This is a genomic window from Mycolicibacterium doricum, assembly GCF_010728155.1.
GTDB lineage: Bacteria > Actinomycetota > Actinomycetes > Mycobacteriales > Mycobacteriaceae > Mycobacterium > Mycobacterium doricum.
This window is the reverse complement of record NZ_AP022605.1, coordinates 404,295-419,690: the sequence shown is the minus strand read 5'-3', so window position 1 is coordinate 419,690 and position 15,396 is coordinate 404,295. Positions and strand designations below refer to the sequence as shown.

Sequence of the window (15,396 nt, the reverse complement as noted above, 5' to 3'; positions counted from 1 at the left end):
GCCAGTGGACGAAGAGCGTGCATGGACCCCCCACTACGTCGGCGACAGCCTGCGCACGACTACCTCAACAAACTACCGATGAAGTACCCCAGGTTTCGTTCTGATCTCTATAGGAGGATTGGACGCTATGCCCCGTCAGTAATCAGAAGAGTTCCGATGAAGATCCTGTACATATCGTGTTCTGGGAAGCCGACGTTAAACCTCAGCACCCACCACTGATCAGCCTGTCGCGCTGCGTAGGGAAAGAACTTGTACCCGGTTCTCGCCCACAGCGGCCGGACGCTCGTATCGACACTCACAGCCAAGCATCCCCTCGACCTACACCAATCCACCGTCTGCGGCCACGCAACCCATCATGCTGCCCGTCACCGACAAACACCACCGATTCAGCGCCGCCTGAGGTTGACCCCGGATGGTGGACACGGGGCAGGCGGCTTGTGCCGTCTGATTGTGGCGGTCTTCGAACTCAACTGGGCTGATCATGCCGATCTCCGACTGCCGTCGTCGGCCCTGCAGCGCCTCCGAGACCGAACGCGACACCACACCCACCGAACCCTCAACCACAGCAGTCACGACATTCCCCTTCGGCTTCTGTGTATTCGGGGTGAGCTGGTATCCGATGTGGTGGGTGTAGGCCAGTTCGGCGACTTGTCCGACGTGCCGGGGTGTAGATCATGGCGGCGTCGTGCGCCCAGACCGGCCAGCTGCGGTATTTACGGGACAGCCGCATCGCTGCCCGCCGGCCGCGGAACCGGATGTGGGCGGCGATCGCCGCGGCCACGCGGGCTGGAAGTGGTGCGCCAGGCGTCCTCCCGCCAGGTGTCCGGGGCGGCCAGCGCAGTGAGGTAGTCGGCGGCGATGTCGACCAGAGACTGCAGTACCGAATCGTCACGGAAAGTCTCTCGGGCCTCCCTCAGCCGCGTCGCCCACGCTTCTAGGACCCGGCCCTGCTGCGGCCAGACGGTCGCCTCGTCAATGGCGAGCTGCCCGGCGCTCAGGCCGGCGCCGCCGTCACGGGTGTCTTTAGCCAGACCGTCGAGGTCCTCGGTGGTCAGCCACGCCTGGGCGGGCTGGTCGGGCCGCATCTGGGGGTGCGGCAGCGGCAGCATCGCGGGAAGGTTGGACTCTTCGGCGGCAGGCAGAGTCGCACCCCACAGGCCGAATGGCCGCTTGGATTCGGCCGCGGCCTAGCCGTCAAGCACCTGTGGCTGGCCGTAGCCGAGGGTCAGCATTCCAGCTGAGGCCAGTTGCGGGCACAGCTGTGTTAGACACACCAGTTCGTCTGAGCGCTCGAACTCACGCTCCGCCTCGTCCGCGGAGGCACACCAGGTTGGTTGGATCCGCATGTCGGGCTGCACCCAGGCTGGCATGACGCCGGGGGTCGACACGACAGCGCCGCGACGGCCTGTCCGGGCACGCATGATGTGGTCGTGGAGGACTGCTGCCGAGGCTGCGCCGCTGCGGGCCGGCAGGGTTCCCACTGCGGCATACCACGCGCGTAACCCGGCGGCCGAGTTCTGCCGGATTCCCGACCACCGCCGCATGTCCGGCGGCGAGCCAGGGTTGGCGCTCGGCGAGGACTTCCACGCGGATCCGCTGCGCGCACTGGCCACGGGTGAGCAGGAGCGCTGAGGTCGGTCTGCCGCGCAGTTCCCACCCGCGCGTGACCAGCGGGGCGAGCACTTGCCCGATGCGTTCGGCTTCGTTGTCGTCGGCAGCCTGGGCGACAGGCGTTCCCGCCAGTAGGTCGCATGCGGCCCCAACCACCCATACGCGGGCCGGCTCAGGCTATCCTTCACCAGGTACGGGCTGGAGCCCTCCTCGCTGATGCACCCACTCGATGAGCTTCTCGAGTTTGTCGGCGGTATCGACAGCGCCGGTGAGCCGGTCTCCCGCCGCGGTGAACGAACCATCCGCGGCGACGATGACGATATGGCGATCAATGCTCGGCGCCGGCCCGGTCACGTTTGGACCTCGCGGTCGTCGCGCACTAGGTAGGGGCGGATTCGGGCGCTGGCTCCCTGCTGAGTCATTCCCAGGACGGCACCGACCTCGGTGTAGGTCGCGCCGGCGGCAATTGCCGCGGCGGCGGCTGGCCGCTCGTCTAGGCCCGCTTTGCGCAGCAGCGCGGCGCGGGTCAGTTGAACGTCCTTGGTTTCGGTCGCGTCGCCGCGCTCAACGGCGCGGACCAGTCGATTGCGTACGGTGGGGCTGACCTTGCGGCGGGCTACGCGGCGAAGCCAAATGTCTATAGCCGCCTCTAGCGACGAGTCGGCCATCCTTGCCGCGAAGGTGTCGGCATCACGTTGCGCCGCAGCTTGTATCAGCGCCACGGTGGGATCGCCCGCGGTCATGTGGCGTCCCACTCGCGGCGCATTATCAACACATGGGGGACGCTATCCACCACCCCGGGGACACCTACAAGCATTGCTTGTGTCTCATCACAAGTGATCGTTGTGCGCACAGCGTCGGTCCGCCATCCCATTCGCGCCGTCGCATCGAACATACGTTCCGATGCGACGGTACGATGAGCCGGTGGGAGCGAGTTGGGAACCATCGCGCACGCGGCTACGCAAGACCGCCCGGGGGTGGGCCGAGACCAGCCCTTCCCAGTGTTCGTCATGCAGTGGCGCTCCGCCCCCACAAGGTGGTTGTGGGCGTGGCGCAGTGCCGCTGTGGGCGAGGAGCTGATCGACGCCTTCGTCGCCCGCATAGAGTCGGTCACGGCGCAGATGCGCGCCGAGGGGACCGACATCCACCTGGGCCCTGACGGTCGCCGTGCCGGCAGACGAGGTGCTCTACGGCGTGTTCGACGGATGTGAACCCGGTCTCGTGTCGCGCACGTGTGCGCAGGCCGGACTGGAGCCACAACGGTTGAGCGGCAAGGTCGGCACCCGAATCCTGCACTCGGACGGGCAACGTAGGGGAAACCCCGATTCCTGAGCGGTCGGGAACTTGGTTTATTGGACAAGGACTCGGCGACGATCTGCGGCGCCGGCGAGCGGAATCGAGTCCAGGTGCGTCGGCCGGGGGATGCGACGTCACGATTGCTTGTCTACCTGCCGGCGGGCGGCAAGTAGACAAGCTTTTGTCCTCTCGGCGATGGCGGCGGAGCTGACTGTCGGGCATAGGATGGCTCCAAGGGCGTTGCACCGCGGTCGATCGCGTCCGGGAAGAGGCCCTATGGCCACCGAAAGCGGGCATCAACCGGCGCTCATCGCGTCGATGCGAGAGCTGACGGAGAACTTCGTCGACGAAGCGGACCTCGACCAGACCCTGGGCAGGGTGACCGCTGCCGCGGTCGAGCTGATCGACGGCGTCGACTACGCCGACGTGTTGCTGATCGACGGCGGCCGGTTCCGGTCTGTGGCACCCACCGATGCAATCGTGAGTGACCTCGACGAACTCCAGATGCGAACCGAACAGGGGCCGTGCCTGGAGGCCGCAGAGGACCACACGGCGATCCGGAGCCCCGACCTGGAGCAGGATCCGAGGTGGCCGGCCTTCAGCTCAGCCGCGGTCGCGGCGGGTGTTCGTAGCCTGGTGTCATTCCAACTGTTCGTCCAGCGAGGTCCCTCGGGCGCTCTGAACCTCCTCAGCCGCTCACCGCACGCCATCGACAGCGAGGGCGAGGCGCTCGGTGCGCTGCTCGCCACCCACGCCGCCATTGCGATCATGGCCGCCAACAAGCACCGGCAATACCGATCTGCCATAGCCAGTCGCGATGAGATCGGACAGGCCAAAGGCATTCTGATGAAGGAATTCTCGATCGACGCGGTGCGCGCTTTCGAGTTGATGGTCCGGCTCTCACAGGACAGCAACACGCCCGTGAGGGTGATCGCCCGGAGGGTGATCGACTCCCTGTAGCGGCCACACGCAATCAGGCCCCCTCGAAAGGGGGCCTGACCAGTGTGGCAGGTGCAGGATTCGAACCTGCGTAGGCGTAAGCCGACGGATTTACAGTCCGCTCCCATTGGCCGCTCGGGCAACCTGCCGGGTGGTCGCACCGTCCTCTCGGATTTGGTGCGACTAGCAGGGTACAACGAGGATGGGCCGAAGACGAAAACGTCCGAACAAGCCAGGAGGGAGCGAGTCCATGGCGGATTCCAGCTTCGACGTCGTGAGCAAGGTCGATCGCCAGGAGGTCGACAACGCGTTGAACCAGGCAGCCAAGGAGTTGAGCACCCGCTTCGACTTCCGGGGCACCGACACCACGATCGCCTGGAAGGGCGACGAGGCCATCGAGATCGTCAGCTCCACCGAGGAACGCGTGAAGGCCGCCGTCGACGTCTTCAAGGAGAAACTCATCCGCAGGGACATCTCGATGAAGGCCTTCGACGCCGGTGACCCGCAGCCCAGCGGCAAGACCTACAAGGTGTCCGGCACCATCAAAGAGGGCATCACCAGCGAGCAGGCCAAGAAGATCACCAAGATCATCCGGGACGAGGGCCCCAAGGGCGTCAAGGCCCAGATCCAGGGCGACGAGATCCGGGTGAGCAGCAAGAAGCGTGACGACCTGCAGACCGTCATCGCACTGCTCAAGCAGGCCGACCTCGACGTGGCACTGCAGTTCGTCAACTACCGCTGAGCAACTCCGCGATGGTGTCGGGGCCGACGGTCTTGCCGTCGTCGCGGTGATTCGGTGGTGTTGCGGCACACCACGACGGCGAAACCGTCACCACACCCCCAGGGGGGCCGACCGGACCTCATCATCGCCCGGTGCGCGACGCGGTTGCTGCACCACTCGAATCACCCCCCTGAGCGGGGCACCGGTCCTACGCTGATCGCCATGGCGCACGAGAAACGACAGCCCAAGGTCGTCGTCCTCGGAGGTGGAGCCTGGGGCACCACCGTCGCATCGATCTGCTCACGGCGCGCACCCACGATCCAGTGGGTGCGCTCGGAAGACACCGCCAAGGACATCAACGCCAACCACCGAAACCCCCGCTACCTCGGCGACGACTGCCTCCTCAGCGAGACGTTGCGCGCGACGACCGACTTCGCCGAGGCGGCCAACAGCGCCGACGTCGTCGTCATGGGGGTGCCGTCGCACGGGTTCCGCGGCGTGCTCGGGGAACTCGCCGCCGAACTGCGGCCGTGGGTTCCGGTGGTGTCGTTGGTCAAGGGGCTCGAGCAGGGCACCAACATGCGGATGAGCCAGATAATCGACGAGGTGCTGCCCGGCCACCCGGCGGGAATCCTGGCCGGCCCCAACATCGCCCGCGAGGTCGCCGATGGATACGCCGCGGCGGCGGTGCTGGCGATGCCCGATCCGCACCTTTGCGCACACCTGGCGGGGTTGTTTCGCACCAAGCGTTTTCGCACCTACACCACCGACGATGTGGTGGGTGTCGAGATGGCCGGCGCCCTCAAGAACGTCTACGCGATCGCGGTCGGCATGGGTTATTCACTTGGCATCGGCGAGAACACCCGCGCCATGGTGATCGCCCGTGCGGTCCGCGAGATGTCGAAACTCGGCGAGGCCATGGGCGGGCATCGCGACACCTTCGCGGGTCTGGCCGGGATGGGCGACTTGATCGTCACGTGCACCAGCCAGCGCAGCCGCAACCGTCACGTCGGTGAGCAGCTCGGCGCGGGTAAGTCGATCGAGGAGATCATCGCGGCGATGAACCAGGTCGCCGAGGGGGTGAAGGCCTCCAAGGTGATCATGGAGTTCGCCGACGAGTACGGACTGAACATGCCGATCGCCCGAGAGGTCGACGGCGTGATCAACCACGGGTCGACGGTGGAGCAGGCCTACCGCGGCCTGATCGCCGAGAAGCCCGGCCATGAGGTGCACGGCTCGGGCTTCTAGACGTCAGTTGAAGTAAGGGTTGTCACCTTCGCGGGGCAGCAGCAGCGGGTTGCTCGGCTGCAGGACGAAGCTGGCCGCGGGGCTGATGACGAAGCCGGCGCCGTTGTGGGCGTCCACGCACGTGGTCATCGTGCCGTCGGTGCCGCAGCTGACGGTCTGGAAGCTGATGCGCGTGTTGGGCGGCAACGGCTTGACCGTCTCGACGGCGTCGGAGAACGGCGCCGCCGCGTTGGCGAACGTCGGGACGCCGCCGATGCCGCCGCTCACCAGGTTCGCACCGCCGGGTGCAGCGGGGATCGCGCCGCTGCAGCCGTAGGCGCCGCCGCGCTGGATGACGCAGGTCAGCCCACCCGGCGCGCCGAACGTGTACCAGGTGCCGTTCATCGCGGTAAACTCCGCGGGGCTCACGGGCGGCCACGCGTTGACGTTGGGCGCCGGTGGCGGGCCGGGCGCGGGGGGCTGGGCGGCGGCGAGGCCTGCGGTCATCACCGCGGCGCCGACGACCGTCGCGGTTCCTGCCAGGATTCTGCTGAGCACGCCCACACCATATGTGTCGGTGCGACCGCGCGCATGGGCTGACTGCTGGTGCATGAACTGATCATCGCGTCGGGGGTGGGATTCGTTTCGTGCTTTCGCGGCTGCCTGTGTGCCGCAGCCGTTCGCCCATTACGGCTCCCACTCGGCGCCGGAGGGGTCAGTAGAGGCCCGGACCTCGCCCCGCCATCCCCTCGAGCCGGCGGATCCGGTCGGCGATCGGCGGGTGCGTCGAGAAGAGCTTGCCGATCTTCTCCCCCGACCGGAACGGGCTCGCGATCATCAGGTGCGCCTGGTCGGCCAACTGCGGATGCGGTGGCAGCGGCGCCGCTTCCACCCCGCCCGAGATCTTGCGGAGCGCCGACGCCAGCGCCAGCGGGTCGCCGGTCAGCTCGGCGCCGGACTGGTCGGCCTGGTACTCCCGCGACCGCGAGACCGCCAGCCGCACCACCGTCGCCGCGATCGGGCCGAGGAACGAAACCAAAAGCAAGGCAAATGGGTTCGTTCCCTCGCGGTTGCCGCCGAACATCCCGGCGAACAATGCGATGTTGGCCAGCGCGGTGATCACCGACGCCATCGCCCCGGCCACGCACGAGATCAGGATGTCGCGGTTGTACACATGCGACAGCTCGTGGCCGAGCACCGCGCGCAGTTCGCGTTCGTTGAGGATTTGAAGAATGCCCGTCGTGCAGCACACCGCGGAGTTGCGCGGGTTACGTCCGGTAGCGAACGCATTCGGGTTCGCGGTGTCGGAGATGTACAGCCGAGGCATCGGCTGGTGTGCGGCGTTGGCCAACTCTCGCACGATGCGGTACATCACCGGCGCCTGCAATTCGCTGACCGGCTGGGCATGCATCGCCTTGAGGGCCAGCTTGTCGCTGTTGAAGTACACGTAGATGTTCATGCCGACGGCGAACAGCACCGCCAGCGCCATGATCGACCGGCCGAACAGCGAACCGACGAAAACGATCAGCGCAGACATCCCCACCAACAACAGGAACGTCTTGAACCTGTTCGCGTGCGGATTCCACGTCATCAGCTACCTCCTCGCGAAGTCTCCTGGTGAAGTCTTCGCTGATCCAACGCTGCATACCGCCGTCTGGGTTCCGACGACTTTTAGCCGTGCCGGGTGACCGTGTAGTCGACCAACGAGGCCAGCGCCTGGCGTCCCGGCACGTCCGGCAGCGCCGCCAATTCGTCGCGGGCCTGCTGCGCGTAGCGTGTCACGGTCGCCTTGGCCAGCTCCATGCCTGGTGAGCGGCGCAGCAGCCGCAGGGCTTCGGCCAGATCGTCGTCGTTGTCGACGGGCCGGGCGAGCAGTTCGTGCAGCCGGTCGGCCTCGGGGCCGGACTCCCGCAACGCGTAGAGAACCGGCAGAGTGTGAACACCCTCACGTAGGTCGGTGCCCGGAACCTTGCCCGACTCGTCCGGATCGCTGTCGATGTCGATGATGTCGTCGGAGATCTGGAACACGGTGCCGACGATGCCGCCGAGGCGCGCCAACCGCTCGATCTGGGACTCGCCGGCACCGGAGAACGTGGCGCCGAACCGGCCGGACGCGGCGATCAGGCACGCCGTCTTCTCGTAGACCACCTTGAGGTAGTGCTCGATGTCGTCGACGCCCTCGACCGCGCCACGCGTCTCACGCATCTGGCCGGTGACCAGCTGGGCGAACGTGTCGGCGATGATGCGCACCGCCTCCGGTCCGAGCCGCGAAACCAGCCTCGACGCCGTGGCGAACAGATAGTCACCGGCGAGGATCGCGATGTTGTTGCTCCAGCGGGCGTTGACGCTCGGCGCCCCGCGCCGCACCTCCGCCTCGTCCATGACGTCGTCGTGGTACAGCGTCGCCAGATGCACCAGCTCGATCACCGCACCAGCCACCGTCACCTGCCAGGCGTTGGGATCGGGTCCGAGCTGAGCCGAGAGCACCGTGAACAGCGGACGGAACCGCTTGCCACCGGCCTGGAAGAGATGCTGGACCGCCTCGGCCATCAGCTCGTCCGCCTTGCCCAGCTCCGTCGACATCAGATCCTCGATGCGGGTGACTCCGGCGCGGACTTCAGCCGCGAAGGCCGCGTCGCCGAAATCCACGCCCGCCACCACAGTCGCCGGTGTCCTCACCCTGCCAACATACTGTGACAATGAAGACCCAGGCGGATGTGGTGGTGGTCGGCGCCGGACCGGCGGGTTCGTCGGCCGCGGCGTGGGCGGCCCGCGCCGGCCGCGACGTGCTCGTGATCGACTCCGCCCGCTTCCCGCGCGACAAGGCCTGCGGTGACGGGCTCACTCCGCGAGCGGTCGCCGAGCTCGAACGCCTCGGCCTCGGCCCCTGGCTGGACACCCGCATCCGCCACCGAGGGCTGCGCATGTCGGGATTCGGCGCCGCCGTGGAAGTCGCCTGGCCGGGGCCGTCGTTCCCGTCCACGGGCAGTGCGGTGCCCCGAACCGAACTTGACGACCGCATCCGCTGCGTCGCCGCCGACGACGGCGCAAGGATGATGCTGGGCACCAAAGCTGTTGACGTCAGCCATGATTCGTCCGGACACGTCGACACGCTGACACTCGACTCGGGCGACGAGGTCGGCGTGGGAACGTTGATCGTCGCCGACGGCGCGCGTTCGACGCTCGGCCGCGCGCTCGGCCGTCGCTGGCATCAGCAGACCGTCTACGGCGTCGCCGTGCGCGGATACCTCCCCAGCCCCCGGAGCCACGAACAGTGGATCACCTCGCACCTCGAGTTGCGCTCACCCGAGGGCAAGGTGCTGCCCGGCTACGGCTGGGTCTTCCCGCTGGGCAACGGCGAAGTGAACATCGGCGTCGGTGCCCTGGCGACCGCAAAACGGCCCGCCGATGCGGCCTTGCGCCCGCTGATGTCGTATTACACGGCGTTGCGGCGGGAGGAATGGGGTTTCGAGGGGGAACCACGCGCCCCGCTGTCCGCACTGCTGCCCATGGGTGGCGCGGTCTCGGGTGTCGCCGGCCCGAACTGGATGCTGATCGGCGACGCGGCCGCGTGTGTGAATCCGCTCAACGGTGAGGGCATCGACTATGGGCTCGAGACCGGCCGGCTGGCCGCCGACCTGCTCGGCTCCGGTGACTTGTCGCAGGCGTGGCCCACCGTGCTGGGCGCGCACTACGCCCGCGGCTTCTCCGTCGCGCGCAGGTTGGCGTTGCTGCTCACCCTGCCGAGGTTCCTGCCGGTGACCGGCCCGGTGGCGATGCGGTCGACGACGCTGATGCGCATCGCGGTCCGCGTCATGGGCAACCTGGTCACCGACGAGGACGCCGACTGGATTGCCCACGTGTGGCGTGCGGGCGGTCTGGCCTCGCGCGGACTGGATGCGCGCAAACCGTTCAGCTGATCACGCGTCGGTACGGTGGCCGGTCGAGCCGGCCCGCCGACTGGCAGTGCGCGGATGTACAGCGCTCCGACTACGGGCGGCACGGTCCTGAATCCGTTGCCGCGCATGGTGTCCGAACCGATGACCGATCGATTCTGCGCTTTGGCACGTCATACCTGGGCAGTCGGGCACAATTCAGGGATGCCGAGCCCACCCGTCGAGCCCGAGTTCGGCGTGGTGTGCGACGTGGACGGGGTGCTGCCGATCACGCATGTGCGCCGACAGCTGGGCAGAGTGGGCGCGCTGTTCAACCGCAGCCCTGGCGATCGCCGGTCAGTGCTGGGCATGCCGCATCTCCTGCGGCACCTCGCGCACTCAGACCTCGAACCCCAGGTGTTTTACCTGACCGCCGCGCCGGACGTCTCCGCACCCTTGGTCACCGAGGCGCTGAACCGCAACGGCTACCCGGGCGGCACGGCGTTGCCCGCGGGAGGCGACCTCGCCCCCGGCTGGCTCGTCGGCCACAGCCTGGCACCCAAGCGCGCCGCCCTCGATCGTCTGGCCGAGCGGCAACCGCAGCTGCGCTGGATCCTCATCGGCGACGACGCCGGACCGGATCCGGACCTGTTCGCCGATTTCGCCCGCCGCCATCCGGGGCGGGTGGCGGTGATCGCGCTGCGCCAGGACCGCCTGCAATCGCGGCGGCTTCTCGACGGCGACGACCTGCCCGGCGTCGAGGTGGTGGCGGCTCCGAACGCCGAGGAGATGCTGCCGAAACTGGACGCGAGCCTGGGCCTGGAGCCACAGCAGCGTACCGCCGTCGACGCGTGGTTCCTCACCGCGGGTGAACGGGGCAACGATGTCACCCGGCTGCGTCCCTGGACGGCGAACAACGCCGTCCGCCCGCTGGTGCACGGGCGCACCTATTTCGCCGCACTCGCCGAGGCGGTCGCCGCCGCCGGGCCGGGCGACGTGATCCTGTTCGCCGGGTGGCGTGCCGACTCCGAGGAGTTGCTCGCCGACGGCGGGCCGACGATCGGCGAGGCGCTCGCCGCCGCATCTGGGCGCGGTGCGCTGGTCCGCGGCCTGTTGTGGCGTGCGCATCGGGGCACCTTCGGCTACCACCTCGAGCAGAACCGGAACTTCGCCGCGGAGATGGCTGCCGCAGGCGTCGAAGTGCTTCTCGACCAACGGGTCCGGGCCCTGGGCAGCCACCATCAGAAGGCTGTCGCGATCCGCTACGCCGGTCGCCCCGGCGACGACCTGGCGTTCGTCGGCGGGATCGACTTCGACCGCGGCAGCCGCGACGACGCCGGCCATCAAGGTGACCCGCAGGCCGCTTCGTCCGACGAGTTGTACGGCGCCACCCCCGCCCGCCACGACATCCAGGTCGAGTTGCGCGGACCAGCTGTGCGGGAGGTCGAGGATGCGATCCGAGAACGGTGGGACGATCCCGCGCCGACGACCCGGTTGCCGTGGCACGTCCTCGGCGACCGGATCAACGGCTCACCGCGCACCGCATCACCGCTTCCGGAACCCGCGCCGGACCCACCGGATGCCGGTCACTGTGCAGTGCAGTTCCTGCGGACCTATCCGCGCCGCCGGCCGCCGCATCCGTTCGCCCCGCTCGGTGAACGCAGCGTCGCCCGTGGCTACGCCAAGGCGTTGCGGCGAGCCCGCCGACTGATCTATCTCGAGGACCAGTACCTGTGGTCGGCCGACGTGGCGCGCCTCTTCGCCGCGGCGCTGCGACGTTCACCGGATCTGCATCTGATCGCCGTGGTGCCGCGCCGCGTCGACCAGAAGGTGGCCACGCGGGCGGCCGGGCTGGGTCAGCTGGAAGCCATGGCGATGGTGCGGGCCGCGGGAGGTTCGCGCGTCCAGATCTTCGACATCGAGAACGACGAAGGCAGGCCGATCTACGTCCACGCCAAGGTGTGCATCGTCGACGACGTCTGGGCAGTGGTGGGCAGCAACAACCTCAACAACCGCTCCTGGACGCATGACTCGGAACTGGCGGCCGCGATCATCGACGACGAGCGCGACCCCCGCGCGCCGGACGACCCCGGCGGGTTGGGCGACGGAGCCCGAAAGTTCGCGCGCGGGCTGCGAGTCGACCTGATGCGCGAACACCTCGCCCTCGCGGCGGACGACGACTTACTCGACCCGGCGCGGGCGGCCGCCACCGTGCGCGCGCGGGCGACGGCCCTCGACACATGGCATGCCAGCGGATGTCGGGGGCCACGACCACCCGGGAGGCTGCGCCCGCACGTGTTCGGACACGATCGAACGCGACCGCCGGCACCCCACCGGTGGTTGACCATACCCGCGTACCGGATCGTGCTCGATCCGGACGGACGGCCGCTGGGAATGCGGCTGCGCCGCGCCTACTGACCCCCGTGACAGGCAGGACGCGTGAACACCCAACCGCCGCTGCTGTTCGCGCTCGACGTGTTCGCCGTGATCGGCACCGCGGCGGTCTGTTTCGTCATCCGGATGTTCGGGGGCGCGGCGGTTTGACCGCGGCGTGCAGTGCCACGATGCCGCCGGTCAGGTTGCGCCAGCGCACCTGCGACCACCCCGCATCCTCGATGCGCTTCGCGAGACCCACCTGGTCCGGCCAGGCGCGGATCGACTCGGCCAGATAGACGTAGGCATCGGGATTGGAGGCCACCGCACGCGCCATCCGCGGCAGCGCCTTCATCAGGTACTCCTTGTAGAGCGTGGAGAAGACGCCGTTGGTCGGGGTGGAGAACTCGCACACCACGAGCCGTCCACCCGGCCGCGTCACCCGCGCCATCTCTTTGAGCCCCGCGACGTGGTCGACCACGTTACGCAGACCGAAGCTGATGGTCACCGCGTCGAACGACTCGTCCGCGAACGGCAGCCTGGTCGCATCGGCGGCGACCTTCGGGACGTCGCGCCGGCGGCCCGCCGACAGCATGCCCACCGAGAAGTCGGCGGCCACACACCAAGCGCCGGAGGCGGCGAGTTCGACCGTCGACACGGCCGTGCCGGCCGCGACGTCGAGCACCTTGTCGCCCGGGCCGATGCCCAAAGCCGAACAGGTCTCGCGACGCCAGAACCGGTCCTGCCCGAATGAGAGCACCGTGTTCGTCAGGTCGTAGCGGCGCGCCACCGCGTCGAACATCGACGCGACTTCGTGGGGGTTCTTGTCCAACGTCGCCCGGCTCACCACGCCGACGCTACCTGTGAATCTGCTGCCATCGGGAAGGAGGGTGCGCCGCTGCCCTTGTTAGGCGTCAAGCCGCGCGCAGCCGGCGTTGCCCCACCACGTCCTCGTAATGGGCGAGCAATTCATCGCAGATCGCCGGCCAGGTGCGGTGGAGCACGCTGCGCCGCGCTGCCGGCGAGTACCGCCGGCGCTCGGCGATCAGGTGATCGACGGACTCACTGAGCCTGTCCTCGAAGTCGGTGACGTCGAGCAGCAGGCCGGTGCGGTACGGCGCGACCAGATCGCGCGGTCCTCCGGCGTTCGGGGCGATCACCGGCAGACCGGAGGCCATCGCCTCCTGCACCGCCTGACAGAACGTCTCGTGCTCACCGGGATGGACGAAGACGTCCATGCTGGCGTACGCCGAGGCCAGCTCGTCACCGTAGAGCGCCCCGGTGAACACAGCGGTGGGCAGGGACGACTCGAGCTTCGGCCGGTCGACACCGTCGCCGACGACGACCACTTGCAGGTCGTCGCGCGCGCTCAGTGCCGCCAACCGTTCGACATGCTTCTCCGGTGCCAAGCGCCCGACGAACCCGACGATCGGCTTGCCCGGTGGCGACCAACGTCGGCGCAACCCCTCGTCCCGCGCCGACGGTGCGAAACCGGTGATGTCGACACCGCGCGCCCAGCGGTACACCCGGGGGACGCCGTGCGCCTCGAGGTTCTCCATCGCCGAGGTCGACGGCGCCAGCGTGCGATCGGCGCGGCTGTGCAGATGCCGGGTCCACGCCCACGCGGCGCGCGACATCGCACCGATGCCGTAGCTCTGTGCGAAACCGGCGACGTCGGTCTGGAACACTGCGACCGTCGGGATACCGAGATGGCGGGCGGCATGGAGACCGCCATAGCCGAGCAGCGCCGGGGATGCCAGGTGCACGACGTCGGGGTCGAATCCGCGCAGGACCCCTACCATGCGGGGCCGCGGCACACCCAGCGGCAGGGAGGTCACCTTCGGGAACATCCGCGACGGCACCCGGTGCACCCTGACCCCGTCGTGCACCCGCTCGGCCGGAGGTTCACCGTGCGGGGCGTCCGGGGCGATGACGATCACCTCGTGTCCGGTGCGGCGCAGATGCTCCAGCACCCGCAGCACCGAGTTGGTGACGCCGTTGACGTTGGGCAGGAAGGACTCGGCGACGATCGCAACGCGCACCACCTGAGAGTCGCAGCGAAAACTGTCGCGGAGGTTGCGTCCCGGAATACGCGACACGAAGAGCAGGCGCGCTACCGTCTGTCTTGTGCGGGTGTGCTGTCTTGTGCGGTGTGCTGTCTTGTGCGGGTGTGGGCTAGGCCGGCCTAGGGACGCAGCGCCACCCGGATGCAGTTGTCCTGCTTGTTCTTGAACATGTCGTAGGCGCGCACCCCCTCTTCGAGCGGGAGGTCGTGGGTGATCAGCTTCGCCGGGTCGAGGTCGCCCTGCCCGACGTAGTCGAACAGTCGCGGCATGTACCGCTGACCGTGTTGCTGAGCGGATTTGATCGTAAGCGCCTTGTTGGTCACCACGCCCATCGGGAACTTGTCGGTCACACCGTAGACACCCAGCACCGACACCACGCCGCCCTTGCGGCAGGCCAGGACCGCCTGCCGCAGAGCGCTCGCGCGGTCGGTCTCCAGACGCAGCAGCTGCTTGGCCCGGTCGTAGGCCTGTTGCAGGCCGGTGCTGTGTCCCTCCATGCCGACCGCGTCGATACACGCGTCGGGTCCGCGGCCGCCGGTCATCTCGCGCAGCGACTCCTGCACGCTGTCCGCCGCGCTGTAATCGATCGTCTCCAGCCCGAACTCACGGGCCAGCGCCAGCCGTTCAGGAATGCGGTCGATGACGATGGCGCGCTCGGCCCCCAGGAGCAAAGCACTCTTGGCCGCCATCAAGCCCACTCCCCCGGCGCCCCAGACCGCGACGGTGTCGCCGCCGCTGATGTCGCAGAAATCGGCACCCATGAACCCGGTCGGGGCGGCGTCGGACAGGAACAGGGCCTGTTCGTCGGTGACGTCGCCGGGGATGGGGAAACAGTTCGTGTCGCCGAACGGCACCCGAACGAACTGGGCGTGCGAGCCGGCGTAGCCGCCGAAGGGGTGGGTGTAACCGTAGATCCCGCCGGACGGGTAACCCAGAAGCGGTTGCTGCAGTTCGGCATTGGGATTGGTGGTGTCGCAACACGAGTACAGGTCGTGCTCGCAGTACCAGCACCGGTCGCAGCCGATGAACGACGGGACGACGACACGGTCGCCGATCTTGACGTCGCCGACCTCGCGGCCGACTTCGACGATCCTGCCCATGAACTCGTGACCGAACACGTCACCCTCCCGCATCCCGGGCAGGTAACCGTCGATGAAGTGCAGATCCGATCCGCACGTCGTGGTCAGCGTGACCTCGAGGATGACGTCGTGGGGGTTGAGGATCTCCGGGTCGTCGACGGTCTCGACGGACAGGTTGTTGACACCGTTCCAGCACAGTGCGCGCATGA

General features: G+C 68.1%; 17 protein-coding genes and 1 tRNA gene. 7 read left to right on the top strand and 11 right to left on the bottom strand.

From position 1 onward, the window contains the following. Positions 1 to 318: 318 nt before the first annotated feature. The gene (locus tag G6N07_RS02075) at positions 319 to 573 is read right to left on the bottom strand and encodes a hypothetical protein (protein WP_109749321.1); all 255 of its coding nucleotides are present in this window, start codon (positions 571 to 573) and stop codon (positions 319 to 321) included. 140 nt (positions 574 to 713) lie between these two features. Continuing rightward, entirely contained in the window at positions 714 to 1,109 is a 396-nt protein-coding gene (locus tag G6N07_RS20060) for a hypothetical protein (RefSeq protein ID WP_235849873.1), read from the bottom strand. A gap of 259 nt (positions 1,110 to 1,368) precedes the next feature. On the opposite strand from G6N07_RS20060, the gene G6N07_RS20055 reads away from it, so the two are divergent. Beyond that, positions 1,369 to 1,632 (top strand): hypothetical protein, encoded by a 264-nt coding sequence (locus tag G6N07_RS20055; RefSeq protein ID WP_235849875.1) that lies wholly within the window; start codon positions 1,369 to 1,371, stop codon positions 1,630 to 1,632. A gap of 156 nt (positions 1,633 to 1,788) precedes the next feature. On the opposite strand, the gene G6N07_RS20050 is transcribed toward G6N07_RS20055, so the two are convergent. Then, positions 1,789 to 1,965: a hypothetical protein gene (locus G6N07_RS20050; protein ID WP_235849877.1), complete on the bottom strand. Its 177-nt coding sequence runs from the start codon at positions 1,963 to 1,965 to the stop codon at positions 1,789 to 1,791. Next, positions 1,962 to 2,354 carry a Fis family transcriptional regulator gene (locus G6N07_RS02065; RefSeq protein WP_085192141.1) on the bottom strand — a complete coding sequence of 131 codons (393 nt, stop codon included), beginning with the start codon at positions 2,352 to 2,354 and terminating at the stop codon, positions 1,962 to 1,964. The genes G6N07_RS20050 and G6N07_RS02065 overlap by 4 nt, the downstream gene beginning before the upstream one ends. A gap of 424 nt (positions 2,355 to 2,778) precedes the next feature. Between G6N07_RS02065 and G6N07_RS20045 the strand changes: the two genes are divergently transcribed. Both G6N07_RS20045 and G6N07_RS02055 read left to right on the top strand, forming a co-directional pair. Continuing rightward, positions 2,779 to 2,943 (top strand): hypothetical protein, encoded by a 165-nt coding sequence (locus tag G6N07_RS20045; protein WP_235849879.1) that lies wholly within the window; start codon positions 2,779 to 2,781, stop codon positions 2,941 to 2,943. Positions 2,944 to 3,183: 240 nt separating this feature from the next. After that, a complete protein-coding gene (locus tag G6N07_RS02055; protein WP_163784047.1) occupies positions 3,184 to 3,867 on the top strand; it encodes a GAF and ANTAR domain-containing protein in 684 nt (227 codons plus the stop codon). Between the two features lie 45 nt (positions 3,868 to 3,912). Here the strand turns inward: G6N07_RS02055 and G6N07_RS02050 are convergent. Continuing rightward, a tRNA-Tyr gene (locus G6N07_RS02050) sits at positions 3,913 to 3,995 on the bottom strand. A 101-nt stretch (positions 3,996 to 4,096) separates the two neighbouring features. On the opposite strand from G6N07_RS02050, the gene G6N07_RS02045 reads away from it, so the two are divergent. Continuing rightward, positions 4,097 to 4,588 (top strand): YajQ family cyclic di-GMP-binding protein, encoded by a 492-nt coding sequence (locus G6N07_RS02045; RefSeq protein WP_085192143.1) that lies wholly within the window; start codon positions 4,097 to 4,099, stop codon positions 4,586 to 4,588. 201 nt (positions 4,589 to 4,789) lie between these two features. After that, positions 4,790 to 5,815 (top strand): NAD(P)H-dependent glycerol-3-phosphate dehydrogenase, encoded by a 1,026-nt coding sequence (locus G6N07_RS02040; protein ID WP_085192144.1) that lies wholly within the window; start codon positions 4,790 to 4,792, stop codon positions 5,813 to 5,815. 3 nt (positions 5,816 to 5,818) lie between these two features. Here G6N07_RS02040 and G6N07_RS02035 read toward each other — a convergent pair whose 3' ends face one another. From G6N07_RS02035 to grcC1, 3 genes are all read right to left on the bottom strand, one after another. Then, positions 5,819 to 6,406 (bottom strand): hypothetical protein, encoded by a 588-nt coding sequence (locus G6N07_RS02035; protein WP_085192145.1) that lies wholly within the window; start codon positions 6,404 to 6,406, stop codon positions 5,819 to 5,821. 103 nt (positions 6,407 to 6,509) lie between these two features. Continuing rightward, positions 6,510 to 7,385: a zinc metalloprotease HtpX gene (htpX, locus tag G6N07_RS02030; RefSeq protein WP_085192146.1), complete on the bottom strand. Its 876-nt coding sequence runs from the start codon at positions 7,383 to 7,385 to the stop codon at positions 6,510 to 6,512. An 80-nt stretch (positions 7,386 to 7,465) separates the two neighbouring features. Continuing rightward, a complete protein-coding gene (grcC1, locus tag G6N07_RS02025) occupies positions 7,466 to 8,473 on the bottom strand; it encodes a nonaprenyl/(2E,6E)-farnesyl/geranylgeranyl diphosphat synthase (protein ID WP_179959937.1) in 1,008 nt (335 codons plus the stop codon). 20 nt (positions 8,474 to 8,493) lie between these two features. On the opposite strand from grcC1, the gene menJ reads away from it, so the two are divergent. Next, a complete protein-coding gene (gene menJ, locus G6N07_RS02020; protein WP_085192148.1) occupies positions 8,494 to 9,714 on the top strand; it encodes a menaquinone reductase MenJ in 1,221 nt (406 codons plus the stop codon). Between the two features lie 180 nt (positions 9,715 to 9,894). Continuing rightward, on the top strand, positions 9,895 to 12,087 hold the full coding sequence (locus G6N07_RS02015; RefSeq protein ID WP_179959936.1) for a phosphatase domain-containing protein: 2,193 nt from the start codon (positions 9,895 to 9,897) through the stop codon (positions 12,085 to 12,087). A 94-nt stretch (positions 12,088 to 12,181) separates the two neighbouring features. Here G6N07_RS02015 and G6N07_RS02010 read toward each other — a convergent pair whose 3' ends face one another. The 3 genes from G6N07_RS02010 to G6N07_RS02000 all read right to left on the bottom strand — a co-directional run bounded on the left by G6N07_RS02010 (position 12,182) and on the right by G6N07_RS02000 (position 15,394). Beyond that, positions 12,182 to 12,889: a demethylmenaquinone methyltransferase gene (locus G6N07_RS02010; protein ID WP_085192214.1), complete on the bottom strand. Its 708-nt coding sequence runs from the start codon at positions 12,887 to 12,889 to the stop codon at positions 12,182 to 12,184. A 67-nt stretch (positions 12,890 to 12,956) separates the two neighbouring features. Further along, positions 12,957 to 14,084: a glycosyltransferase family 4 protein gene (locus G6N07_RS02005; RefSeq protein ID WP_085192215.1), complete on the bottom strand. Its 1,128-nt coding sequence runs from the start codon at positions 14,082 to 14,084 to the stop codon at positions 12,957 to 12,959. 143 nt (positions 14,085 to 14,227) lie between these two features. After that, positions 14,228 to 15,394 (bottom strand): zinc-dependent alcohol dehydrogenase, encoded by a 1,167-nt coding sequence (locus G6N07_RS02000; protein WP_085192149.1) that lies wholly within the window; start codon positions 15,392 to 15,394, stop codon positions 14,228 to 14,230. Positions 15,395 to 15,396 lie beyond the last annotated feature (2 nt).